Annotated in this window: 9 protein-coding genes; 1 reads left to right on the top strand and 8 read right to left on the bottom strand. The window is 58.7% G+C overall.

Translation table 11 applies throughout. The features are described from left to right. Position 1: 1 nt before the first annotated feature. The 3 genes from AC3WUM_RS23950 to AC3WUM_RS23960 are packed head-to-tail and all read right to left on the bottom strand — an operon-like array spanning position 2 to position 3,887. Positions 2-1,132, bottom strand: a complete 1,131-nt coding sequence (locus tag AC3WUM_RS23950; protein ID WP_492413666.1) for an ABC transporter permease — start codon at positions 1,130-1,132, stop codon at positions 2-4. Further along, positions 1,129-2,886, bottom strand: coding sequence for an ATP-binding cassette domain-containing protein (locus AC3WUM_RS23955; RefSeq protein ID WP_492413669.1), 1,758 nt, complete (start codon positions 2,884-2,886; stop codon positions 1,129-1,131). Before AC3WUM_RS23955 ends, AC3WUM_RS23950 begins: the two co-directional genes overlap by 4 nt. After that, positions 2,883-3,887 carry an HlyD family secretion protein gene (locus tag AC3WUM_RS23960; protein ID WP_492413671.1) on the bottom strand — a complete coding sequence of 335 codons (1,005 nt, stop codon included), beginning with the start codon at positions 3,885-3,887 and terminating at the stop codon, positions 2,883-2,885. The genes AC3WUM_RS23955 and AC3WUM_RS23960 overlap by 4 nt, the downstream gene beginning before the upstream one ends. A 75-nt stretch (positions 3,888-3,962) precedes the next feature. On the opposite strand from AC3WUM_RS23960, the gene AC3WUM_RS23965 reads away from it, so the two are divergent. Next, positions 3,963-4,664, top strand: coding sequence for a TetR/AcrR family transcriptional regulator (locus AC3WUM_RS23965; protein ID WP_492413672.1), 702 nt, complete (start codon positions 3,963-3,965; stop codon positions 4,662-4,664). A 277-nt stretch (positions 4,665-4,941) separates the two neighbouring features. On the opposite strand, the gene AC3WUM_RS23970 is transcribed toward AC3WUM_RS23965, so the two are convergent. From AC3WUM_RS23970 to AC3WUM_RS23990, 5 genes are all read right to left on the bottom strand, one after another. Then, positions 4,942-5,241: a ribbon-helix-helix domain-containing protein gene (locus tag AC3WUM_RS23970; protein ID WP_492413673.1), complete on the bottom strand. Its 300-nt coding sequence runs from the start codon at positions 5,239-5,241 to the stop codon at positions 4,942-4,944. Then, positions 5,228-5,314, bottom strand: a complete 87-nt coding sequence (locus tag AC3WUM_RS23975) for a type II toxin-antitoxin system ParD family antitoxin (protein ID WP_492413681.1) — start codon at positions 5,312-5,314, stop codon at positions 5,228-5,230. The genes AC3WUM_RS23970 and AC3WUM_RS23975 overlap by 14 nt, the downstream gene beginning before the upstream one ends. Positions 5,315-5,444: 130 nt before the next feature. Continuing rightward, on the bottom strand, positions 5,445-6,689 hold the full coding sequence (locus AC3WUM_RS23980) for a hypothetical protein (RefSeq protein WP_492413675.1): 1,245 nt from the start codon (positions 6,687-6,689) through the stop codon (positions 5,445-5,447). Between the two features lie 552 nt (positions 6,690-7,241). Next, positions 7,242-7,778 (bottom strand): hypothetical protein, encoded by a 537-nt coding sequence (locus AC3WUM_RS23985; protein ID WP_492413676.1) that lies wholly within the window; start codon positions 7,776-7,778, stop codon positions 7,242-7,244. A 366-nt stretch (positions 7,779-8,144) separates the two neighbouring features. Next, positions 8,145-12,032 carry a tetratricopeptide repeat protein gene (locus AC3WUM_RS23990; protein WP_492413677.1) on the bottom strand — a complete coding sequence of 1,296 codons (3,888 nt, stop codon included), beginning with the start codon at positions 12,030-12,032 and terminating at the stop codon, positions 8,145-8,147. Between the last annotated feature and the right edge of the window lie 416 nt (positions 12,033-12,448).

Here is a 12,448-nt window from a genome sequence, read left to right on the forward strand (position 1 = left end):
ATCAGTCCAGCGTCTTGCGCAGCGTGCGCTGGGCGCCCCAGGTCAGCAGCAGCGCGTAGAGCAGCAACACCACGGTGCTGCGCAGGATCGTGGGCCCGTGGTTTCCTGCCAGGAACAGGGTTTTGGTCAGGCTCATGAAATGCGTTGCCGGCAGCAGCTGGCTGATCACCTGGATCACGATCGGGACATTGCGCAGATCGAAGACGAAGCCGGAGAGCATCATCGCGGGCATGAAGCTGGTCAGCAGCGCGAATTGGCTGGCCTGGAATTGGTTGCGCGTCTTGCCCGAAATGAACAGTCCCATCAGCAACGAGACAGTTAGGTACAGCATCGAGGCCGGAACGATGATCAGCAGCGAGCCGTGAATCGGCACCTCGAACAGCCACTGGGCGGCCAGCAGACACAGCGCCAGATCGATGGCGCCGATGGCCAGATACGGCGCGAGCTTGGCCAATACGAGTTCAAGCGGTCGGACCGGGGTGGTGAACAGCGATTCCAGCGTGCCGCGCTCCCATTCGCGCGCGATCAGCAGCGACGTCAGGAAGGCGCCGATCAGTGTCAGGATCAGCACGATCAAACCGGGCACCAGATACCAGGTGCTGTTCGCCGCTTCGTTGAACCACATCCGCTGCACGATCTCGATGCCGCCGGTCTCCGGCGACGGGCTTCCACTGCGATCGATCTGCGCTTGCGCCCATTGCCCGATCGCGGCGTTGACGTAGCCTTCAACCGCCGAAGCGGTGCTGGTATCGACGCCGTTGAGGATCAATTGAACCGTAGCGTCACCGGAGGCCAGTCGATTGGAGAAGTCCGACTGCAGTCGCACAATGCCCACCACTTCGCCAGCGCGCAGGCGACGCTCAGCCTGCTGCAGGTCGAGCTCGGCGATGGGAGTCAGGTACGCCGAGCCATAGAGGCCGCTGAGGACCTCGCGCGCCGTGGGCGATCGATCGTCCATCACCACAGCGATTGGGGCATGCTTCACGTCGAACGACAGGCCGTAGCCGAACAGCAGAATCAGCGTGATCGGCAGCAGCAGCCCGACGGCCAGATTGCTCTTGTCGCGCCAGAGCTGGCGCACTTCCTTGCGCAATAGCGCGATGAAGCGCTGCGAAAATCCCGAGGGCCTCATGCCACGCTCCGGACGACGCCGCGCCCCTGCTCGACGATCGCGATGAAGGCAGCGCTCATGTCGAGGCCGGGATCGGCACTGGCCTGAAGTCGGACCTGGTGCGGCGTGCCGAGCGCCAACATCCTGCCGGCGTCCTGGATCGCGATGCGATCGCAGTATTCCGCCTCTTCCATGAAATGCGTGGTGATGACGATGGTGACGCCGTTCTGGGCGAGCGAGGTGATGGTGCGCCAGAACGCCCGCCGGGCCAGCGGGTCGATGCCACTGGTGGGCTCGTCGAGAAACAGGATGTCGGGCTCGTGCAGCAAGCCCGCTGCCATCGCCAGGCGCTGCTTGTAGCCGCCCGGCAGGTCTCCACTGACTGCGTCGGGTTCGAGATCGAATTGCGCGGTGACCGCGGCGACGCGCTGGCGCAATGCCGTTCCACGTAAGCCATAGGCTCCGCCGAAGAACGCCAGGTTTTCGCGGACCGTGAGATTGCCGTAGAGCGCAAATTTCTGCGCGACGTAACCGATGCGCCGGCGCGCTTGTGCACCAGCGGTCCGCAGGTCGAGTCCGGCGACGTCCAATTGCCCGCTACTGGCGGGCAGCAGCCCGCACAGCATGCGGAACGTCGTCGTCTTGCCGGCCCCATTGGGGCCAAGCAGCCCGAAGATTTCGCCTCGTGCGACCTCGAACGAGGTCTGGGCCACGGCGGTGAAGTCGCCGAATCGTCGCACCAGATCGCGTACCCCGATCATCGGGGCTCCGAGATCCGCTTCGGTGGCAGATGGCGGGGCCACCACAGGGGGGGATGATGTGGTCGCCGCAGGGTGTTGTTGCCGAAGCACCATCATGAAGGCGTCTTCGAGCGCTTCCTGGCAAGGCTGGAAGGCGATGGGGCCCAACAGATAGCGCAAGCTGTCGACATCGGTGTGCGCCTGGCGGATGAACCGCACGGCGCCGGCCTTGGGTACCGCATCGACGATCAAGGTGGTGGCATCGATCAGTCGGGCTTGCAACGCGCGTGACGACTGACCGGGGGCCGGCTGCGCGATGTACGTCAGGCCGCGGGCGCGCGCACTCAAGGATTGCGGAGTGCCCTCGGCCAGCACCTTACCCGCATGCAACACGAACACCTGCGCGCAGCGCTCGGCCTCGTCCAGGTAGGCGGTGCTGACGATCACGCTCAGCTGCTCGTCGTCGATCAGCTGTTGCAGGATCGTCCACAGATCGCGACGCGACAGCGGATCGACGCCCACGCTCGGCTCATCGAGGAGCAGAAGATCGGGTGCACGTACCAGCGTGCAGGCCAACCCCAGTTTCTGTTTCATGCCGCCCGAGAGCTTGCCGGCCGGGCGGTCGGTGAAGCGTGCCAGGTCGGTCATTTCGAGCATCCGCGCGAAGCGTGCCCGACGGTCGCGTTGTGGCACGTCGTGCAGATCGGCATACAGATCGAGGTTTTCCTGCACGCTCAGGTCTTCGTACAAGCCAAAGCGCTGCGGCATGTAGCTGATGCGATCCTGCACCGACTGTGGATCGACCGACACGTCGATGCCGAGCACCTGCAGACGGCCGCGGTCCGGTTTCATGAGTCCGGCCATCATGCGCAACAGCGTGGATTTGCCAGCGCCGTCAGGCCCGACCAGGGCGGTGAGCTCGCCCGGCCGGACCGACAGGGACACGTCACGGATCGCGTGCAGGGGCTGGCCGTGCGGCGCTACGAACGTCTTGTGCAGACGCTCGGCGACCACCGTCGTGCCGACGGCGCTCATGACATTGCGTCGAGGGCCAGTCGCACCGTCGCCGGCTGCCCCAGCCGCAGGGTGTCACCGGCGTCGTCGACTTGTATCCGCACTTCGTAGACGAGGCTGGTGCGCAAGTCTTCGGTCTGAACCGATTTCGGGGTGAATTCGGCGACCGACGCGATGTAGCCCACATGGCCTTCGATCGCCTGGTCCGGGTGGCTGTCTGTGGTGACGCGGGCCGGCAGGCCCGGCTTGAGCTTGCCGAGATCGGGCTCGCCGACATAGACGCGAATCCACTTCGGGTGCAGCAGGGCCAGTGCGTACACCGGTTTCTGCGGTGTCGCCATGTCGCCGGGTTCCAGCAGGCGCGAGCGCACCACGGCGTCGTCGGGTGCCCGGAGCTCGCCCTGCGCGATCCGGTGCTGCAACAAGGCCAGCTCGGCTTGCGAGGCCTTGAGCTGCGCCTCGGCACCGGCCACGTCTTCGGTTCGGGGGCCAAGCTCGGTCAGGCGCAGCGCTTCCCGCTGCTGGGTCGCCGTCGCCTGCGCCACTTGTACGCTGTTGTGTGCCCGATCCAGGTCCTGGGCACTGACGCCGCGACCCTGCGTCTCGGTGTTGATCTGCTGCAGGCGGGTCCAATCCAGCTCGGCGCGCGAGGCGTCGGCCTGGGCTGAGTCCAGTCGGCTGCGCGCTTGCGCGATTTCCTGGGGGCGGGCGCCATTGCGCAGTCGCAGCAATGCCTGCCGCTGCACCTCGATCTGTGCCATTGCCTGCTCGGCTTGCAGGGCGAGCGTCTGCGTGTCCTGAACCGCCAGCACGCTGCCCGCAGGGACGTGGTCGCCCTCCTCCGCCCGCAGCGTGACCACGCGGCCGCTGCCGTCGAAGGCGAGCGAAACCTGCCGGATCTCGACGTTGCCGTGCAAAACCAGCGTTCGGTCGTCTTGCGCAGGGTCGTGTCGGGCCCACACCACCAGGGCGACGAGGATCGCGGCGGCCGTGATCACGAGCAGGAGGTAAGACTTCTTCATGGCATACCGGGGTGGAGCTGCAGTGGGGGCAATACATTAAATTGAATTTAAATTTAAATTCAACAAGAATTGCGGTTGCGACTACTGAGTGAGGATGGGATGACCAGAAGTGCTCGCGCTCAGCGCGGCGATGGCGAAGCAACTCGGGCTCGTATTCTCGAGGCAGCAGGAGAGCTGTTTGCCTCCACCGGATTCGCGGAAACCACCAGCAAGGCCATCGCCGCGCGTGCCGACGTCGATCTGGCCCTGATCAACTACCACTTCGGCAGCCGTAGTGGTCTGTACCAAGCGGTGCTTGTCGAGGCACACCGGCGATTCATGGACCTCGCCGACCTGCAGGCGCTGGCCCAAAACCCGGTGTCGGCGCACGCGCGATTCAAAGCCTTGCTGAGCTTGCTGGTGGTCAAAGCCGCGAACGGCAAGGACGGATGGCACATGGCGGTGCTGGCGGCGGAAATGCTGGCTCCGTCGTCTCACATTCAAGCCTTATTTCAGACGGTCGTGCCGCAGAAGGTCTCGCTGGTCATCGGCATGCTCAGCGAGATCACGGCGATTCCGGCGCACGATCCGGCGCTCCTGCGCTGTCTGCTCAGCGTGGCGGCGCCGTGTCTGCTGATGCAGCTCAGCGCGCGCGGAGCGCCTACTCCTGTACAGGGCATCCTACGACTGCCGCACGAGGTCATCGTGGATCACCTGTATGCGTTTTCCGTCGCGGGTTTGGAGGCGATCGGTCGCGAGTACGTGCTTCGGTCGCAGGAATCCGGCGAGCGCCCCTGAGCATTCCCCCGGAGCACTCCAGGTATCCCCCTTCGATTGTCTCGAAGAGAAACTTGGCGCCTACTCAGTTTTACGTGATCAGAGCGCCTTGTACCTGCTAAGGCTTGCGTGAGCATTCACAGATGCCATAGAGCAGTACATCCACACTTGTGCGGAACGCCGAGATATCGTCTGTCTCGGCTCGCAGAAGATAGAAGATCAGGAACGCCTTTCAGAAAGCAGAGGTAGCCGTCACGAAATCAGGACAATGCTTGCAGCTGTGACGGCGCTCAACGAGTCACCCGAAACGGCCATTCTGAGCACGAGTAACGGTTCCTCCGCTCCTCACCCCACTGCCGATCGGTGTCGCGTGCGATTTTTTCAGATTGTCGAAGGCTAGTGTCGTGATCCGAAACGACGATTTCCATCCGCCAGCATCTGCGCCGGCGATAAGCCTGCTCAAAGAATAGTTCTCCACGAACTCGCCCCGTGCCGCTTGCGCTGCGCCTTCGGCTAGGTGGGCGTGCAAGGCCTCTAGCTTGATCTCGCGCTCTTCGAGCAAGCGCAGCGTGTCACGGACGACTTTATGCTGATCCATAGCACCCACTGGAGACTTCGCTGCGAATAAAGACGTCCTCGTGCTCCCTGAGACTGAAGCTGGTCATCGTCATCAAATGCACCTGCGCTTACCCACGTTGAATCAATCCGATTTTCCGGATAGCTGCTTCAATGAGCTAGGCAAACGAATATCTACAGGCACACGATTCGAGCCTAGCTGCGAACGAACCATCGATATCTCATTCACTTAAAAATATCCGACAGCGAAGCCGCAATACTTGCCACGGATTCTAGTTGCGGCAATGACTTCAGAAGTGCGTTGATCATTCGCTTTCTGGGCGACCCAGAGTTCACCTCTGTTTCGATGTCATCAACCGTTGCCAGCGCTTCAGTTCTTTGTTCTTCCGGCAACGACAGTTCCCGAATCACCGAACGCAAGCTCTCCAGATGTTGGATCACGCGCGTGTCGGTATGAACAAGATTCGTTGAATTGTCCGTCGAATGATGATTGACGCGCGAATTATTCCCGATGAGATGATAGTTATTCGTGACGCTCGCAACCGTGGGTGCTGCCTCGGGGAGGCCCAGGTTCTTGATCTTCATTTGGTAATGCGCGGGGATCCGTGAATGTTTCTCTTGAAATCCGGGATCAAGCACTTCGTAGCGTTCTTCCTGCCCATTGGACATCCGGCGAACAAGCATGTCGCCGCGAGTGATGGGAAACGAACCCGCCTCCATGTAGATGCGATTGCCATCGACGCTAGCCTTCAGGTTCGAATGGCGTTCGCCATTCGGTTTCACGACATCCACAATGTCTCTTACGCGGGAGAATACGGACATAGTTTCCTCTTCGGATTGAATCCGGCTGAGTTCGTCTTCGCCATCTGACGTGATGAGCATGCCCCCATCTTTGTCGACAAATTCTATGAAGCGGCGATCGATCAGATTGTTTATCGCGAGATCAAGCATCGCATCGGTAGTGCAAACCTCGTCCAGCAATTCATCTCGCGAGCACTCAGCATCCCATTGTCCGCGAAACTGGCGATTCGACAGTACCTCCAAAATTTCCTTACTGACCTGCTTGCGTTCTTCACGAAGCTCGCTCGTGCTTGGAACACGAAATTCGGCGGCCGGCGACTGGCTATGCAACTGAATCTCGATATTACGGGGAGTTTCATCCTCCGAAAGAGCCTCCCTCACACGCATAAGGCCTGCCTTCAGCAGAAACGCTTCTCGGTCCGCCCCGACCAATCTTTTGACGTGCGCAGTCGATAGAGCAGAATTGGAGACGGAGAAAACCAGCTTGGTGAGGTCGTCATCGGGTGCATCAATGTTTCCGACAAAGAAGTAACGTTCCTGCTTATCGCCTCCATCTGAACTCCCTCTGGCAGATGCGATTATGAATCGCTTGCCGGTGAGCCCCTTCATCCGCCCGACAACCTCCCAGTTTTTCGATTGGTACCAAGCGATGAGTTCCGACGAGGACATGGAAATTTCTCTTTAGGGGACATTGTCTATCCGCTCACCTTTCAGCATGGAACCGACATCCATAACGCCCAGCTAAGCCGGCTGCTGGAGTACCTCGTTTGGAGTGACGCGCTTCATTTTGAAAGCCCCCAGGTGAGCATTGGATCGCGGCCGAAGCTAGTGTAGTGCCCACATGAGCAGTGAATACCGTAAAACTCTGATGAACTGTCCTGAGTGTGATGCACCAAATTAGGACTTACATCTCGAGAGGCGAAACCCGACCAGACTGATAGCCGCCGCTCTATGCGGCAGTTAGCACAGCGCATGCTTATCGGAGCTCTACGAAGCGATGTAGATGCGCGCGCCATTCATACCTCAATACATGAACTAAGCCGTGCCCCAAAGCGGCATCGGCTTGAATGAATCGCTAGTGCTAGCCCTTGATAGGAAGCACAAGTGGCACTGACCTTGACTCTGCTGATCGCAAATTCTCTGATAGCGGCGGCCCCGGATTTCGGGGCCGGCTGGTTGAGCAGCTCGTTAGAGCAGCTCTGAGCTGCGCAATTCAACAGGTCAGTTCTCCGAATCAACCTTTTGCTTCAGAAGCGGACGATTCTTGAAGACTATGGCAACGCCTATACCGGCCTCAATATCCCAGTGACCAAGCTCTGCGTCGCGGATAGTCTCGAGACCATGCTCATCGCCGATGAGTTCGTAGGCTCTCTTGACGGGTTTTAGTGAGGCAAGGAGCTGCTTACTCGGCCCAACATGCTTTGCCTTAATACCAACGGCACGCTCTTTGTCCATGACGTACGACCCATCGATCGAATAAACGTAGTAGCTAGCGCCGTCGCTACATGTCATCTCTTCCAGAGCGATTTGGACACGCCCATCTGCAAGGGTGGCCGTTCCAACAGTCATGCACCCTTTAAAACTCTCAAAGCTTGTTGACACCAAAACCTTCTGTGGCTCCGTTGACCGCCCCATTGCTAGCCCCGTCATCAACTCGCCGCCAACTTGGCTCGCGCCGGCCTGTTTAAAAATCAAAACGAAACTCAATACGAGAAGTAAACGGCTGTACTTTCGAGTTGACGCTGATGAAAGTTTCACTATCTCTGCTCCCTTGAAGTAACGGCAGTAAATTCTTCCCTAGTCATGCAGTGGCTACCGATCGGCCAGTCGCGTTTTGCTCAACAAGCATCGTGTTATGCCCGTCGCCCGGCATCTTAAACTCCCCCTAGCGAACACTTCATCTCGCGCACGCGTACATAAAAATCAGCCTTTACATCGATAGCTAGATCCTTTCTGGACGCGTACAGCCGTTCGCTTCCCCTTGTCTCGCCACCCCGTGTAGTACTAACAATTTTCGCGCTAAACCATTTCGAGGCAACTAGATCGTTCAGACGTTTGCACAACGCCAAATATGAAGCAGCGAAACAGGAGAGTTCCTATCGACAGCACCGATATGCAGCCCCCCTACCTCCGGCGCTTCTTCTGCCTCTTCTTGGGGGGCTCTGCTTTTGCAGCAATGCCGACATCAGCTCGCGTCAAAAAATGCCCCCGAAGCCAGCAAAGAAGCGAGGTCAATGCTGCCTGAGAATAGATCTGCGGCACCTCCAGCAAACAAGTTCGAGCCAACGCACAGAAGACCAGCTCTGTGTCTCGTGTTGCATGACGCGATACGGACGACAACGCGATAGTCATACAGCCTGCAAATAATCTTGTTGCAACACCACTCTCCGCAAGCTTCCTAAGATACTGGCGGACTACATGCAGACCACTGGGGACATTGAGCGACTTGATTCGCAAATAGCGAAGCATCACCGCCACGTCTGGCGTGACTGTAAAGGCCTTCGTATCGGTTACGGCCCACAGGTCATCTGCGTTGAAGGAGATAAATTCATAATTCGCCGCGGCAAGCTCACGCAACGCATGAGAGAACTCCGCACGCGTGATGCTTTTGGCTGTAGACGCCGCGCGCAATAATGCCGCCGTGGGAACCTGCATGACGCGGGATGCCGCCGATAGTGCTTCCAGCCCGATGTCGTCAGCGACCAGAACGCGCCCATCGTACGCAGCAAGTTGTAACGAGTCAGCGATGTAGGCGGGCCATCCTTGGCTCATCCTTGAGTACACTTCTTCGGGCAACCCGCTCGATGGCGTAGGCACCACTTGCACATTGTTTTCGATCCATTCAATTACTCGATCGAATACTTGCCGCTCCGCAGCTCGCATTTCGGGCGTCACTTCGGTGCGCAGGTATCTTCCCGCCTCTTCGCTCGCAGACAGAACCATTTTGGGCGAGTCGCCGGGCTCGTGCTCATCGCGCTTGCGTTTGATCAAATCGACGGCTGACACCGGCATTGAAATCGTGCTTACGGCTCGCCGCGCGGTGTGCAAAAGCCCGAACGCCTCCCAGCCCATAAGCGTCACAGGGTCCAGCACAATATTGGGAGGGCCACCTTCAAGCTGCCGTGCAAAAACTGATGCGGTTGCAGTGTCACCAGACATCGCGCGCACGGAGTGCTCGGACCCAACCAAGCCAGCCCAGAAGTCGATGGGGTCACGTTGCATGGCGTGGGCCACGACACCAATCGGCATTGGCGCCTGCGCATATATCGACAACGCCCGCTTTGCCGCCTCTTTGCTGTCATCCAGCATTTTGAATATCGGCGAGAGATCCATCTCTTCTCCTTCGCCTTTTAGCGAAAAGTAGCGAAGAGAGTCCGCCATAGGTACTTCACTACCGTAGCGGCTTTGTATTAGTTTGAAAGCTCCGTCAGCCACCGAGAGAATGACGTCGATGGTGAATGGCCCTCCGGGGTATCCCCTGAAGTCGACGACGGAAGAAGGCGTCTTTCCGATGAGGTCGGGTATGCGCTCTGAATGCGGAGCGAACCATCCAGCAGCTGTGCTCTCAGGATAGCGATCATCAATTACGACCCATCGTGACTTCTGTGAGCTGTCGCTAGGCACCAAGCAGACCCCGCAGCGCTGGCTAACTTCAGGTAAAGGCTGGAGAGGCTCTCGCTTGCGTCTACTCGCAAGGAAATCAGTAAGAAACCATGCAGCGCTTTCAGTGTCACTTCCGCGCTTTCGGATCCACTGGTAGGCGAAGTCATCGGCCAGATCATCTTGGTGTAGTTCTCGTGCCTCATGCACAAAGAGTGCTACTGCGCGTAGCGGCGCATCTAGCTGAAACTCCGCAGCCAGCAACTTTTTCTCAGCCTCTTCACGGCAGTCCTGCTCTCGGAGCAGTGCGATCTCGAGCGCATTTAACTTGAGATCTCCCGGTCTCCGCTTCATTGCCTCGTGAATCGCTGCAAGTGCCGCAAGGCGATCACCGCGAGCGAATGCGTAGTCAATTCGGTACGGGTCGAATCGAATGGCATCTGGAGCGCTAGGAGACAAGCCCGCCAAAAGCTTGCCGAGCGACTCGATGCGATGCCGATGCAACAAGCAAAAAGCCAGTCGTTCCTCGAGGGGGCCACCTTGGGGGTTCTCAAGGTCGACCTGCGGAAGCAGAAGCTGTATGGCGTCGTCGTAACGCTTTAGCGCTAATAGCGAGTCGGCAACGAGTGGCAGAAAGGTAGTGACAGGATCCATCTCATATAACGCCAAGGCACGCGCCGCATACTCTTCGGTGAGTTGCGGATAGCCAAGTCGCGTTGCGTTCTCTACCAGCCGAGCGCACGCAGCCAATTTGTTGTCCGCAGCATCGTAGAAAACACTCGCGAGTTCAGCGAGATTCGCACCGGGGCGGGTCTGCATTCGGGCGGCAACGAGCATCCAGGCAATGTTGTCGGCGTCCTGCCCACTGGCTTCACCCAGTATTTCCTCTAGGAGCTTTTCGGCTTCACCGAAGCGCTCCTGATGCAAAAAAGCACTCGCGCGTGCCATCGAAACTTTCACGCCGCCATCGGGCAACTGACCCGCTAGTTCCAACGCGCGCGCCTGTTTTCCACCTTCAGCCAGAGCCAACAGGACGCGCCCGATATCGTCGGCATCGATTCCGAACGCATTGGTAATTTCAAGCGCAAGGTCGCCAGCTTCTTCATGCCGTTCGAGTAATTTCAGGGTTGACAGATAGTTCAGTGCAGATGGCTCCCATCCAGCCCGATCTCGATGCGGATCGCGCTGCGCCAAAGATCGGCGATACAACGGCAACGCGGACTCGAGAGCGATCAACTCAGCTCCGGTTATCACTTCGGCACGAAGCCGTCCTGAGCCACCTAAAGCTTTGTGCAGGAGTATGTCTGCTCGCAGGCAAGTGATATCTGCATCATCTGGGTAAGCTTTATCGACGATATCAGCCAAATCTTCTGCAATTGCCAGTTCACCGTCTGCCAAGGCAACGTGGGCTCTGATGAGGCCAATGTCGCGTTCTGCCTTTAGTCGCGCATTGAGACGAACATCGATCTCTGCACGCCGACCTAGATGTTGTCCGGCCGAAAGAGCCGCGAGTGCCGACAAGCTGGAGGGTGGATCAACACCCAGACCTGGCAGCGCAGCCTCTAATGCTTCTTCAAATCGATCTTCACTGAGGAACGCCTGAGCCCTTCGACCGTGCCGCAAATTTGGGTCAGGCTCGATTTCTGCGGCCAATCGCCAGTATTTTGCGGACTCGCTGATCTGCCCCGCCCGACTGATGAGAATCGCTTTTGTTGCGTAAGCCCTAGCCAACTCGGTACTGGGCACCTGACTTGCGCGTTTCAACACCGCGTCCACCAGTGCCATCGCGCCTGCACTGTCTCTGGCGCCGAGAAGCTCCTTCACTTCGTCCAACATCTGCGAGTAAAAGACAGACGCGGCCGCCTGAACAGGCGCCGCTGATTGCACCACCACACTGGTCGCCTCCTGGGTGGGGCGAGTCGCGGCTTGGCCGGGCGCCTGCGCCGGCGTTGAAGCAGGCGCTAAACCACCCAGACCATTCAGCCGATCGAACAGGTCATACGTTCGGACCTCCTCCTCGAATTCCCGGCGGAGAAACCACTCGAACTCAATTCCACGAGTAGCGGCCTCGATCTTCAGGGCATCTAGAGCATCTGAAGTTTTCGGCTCGCTTTTCGCCGAGCTATAGAGAAGGAATCGACCTATACGAGGGTTGACAGCACGCGAGGCCTCAATGTCTTCCGCGACCTTGGGGACGTTTAGCTTGCTATCAGGGGAGACGAACTTGCACTGGACTCCGAGGCGCACACTGCCGTCAAAAACAGTGAAATCGATCCCATGCTGCTTGTGCCCGCGGCTGCCGTAGGCTTTCGCGGAGTTGCCATACTTCTTCCCCAGCAGATGCTGAATCCAGCTCTCCCACACTTGTTCATTGGCTGGGACATCAATGCCCTTTCCATCAACATTTCCCACAGGAACCTCCACCCCGCGAGAGAGGCCTCGCCTTTCCCTGAGTTTAAATCCAGGGAAGGAGGCCTATCACCCGCTAGACGCTTTGCAACTGAGAGGGTCATTAGGCTCAGGTGCCCATTCCTCTTTGGCGATTGCCTGCAGGATGTCTGTCTGTGTCGGCGGGCTATGTGGCTGAATTGAAACAACTAGACCTGTTGCGGCAAGCACCTCTAGAGCCGTTTGCAAAGGGATATCAGCCACTCCTTGTTCGAAATCGGCCAGCACCTCAGGGCTGATGCGAATCTTGATCGCAAGCTGCTCTCGGTCCCAGTTTTTAGCATGCCTGGCCTTCGCAACCAGCGGCGCGCGTCAAGATAGTTGTCGCCTCAGTCATGCAGCCAATCGCTGTTTGGTTGTAGCGCCTGATGAGTTCGGCG

This window comes from Hydrocarboniphaga sp. FW305-C-57 (assembly GCF_058783045.1).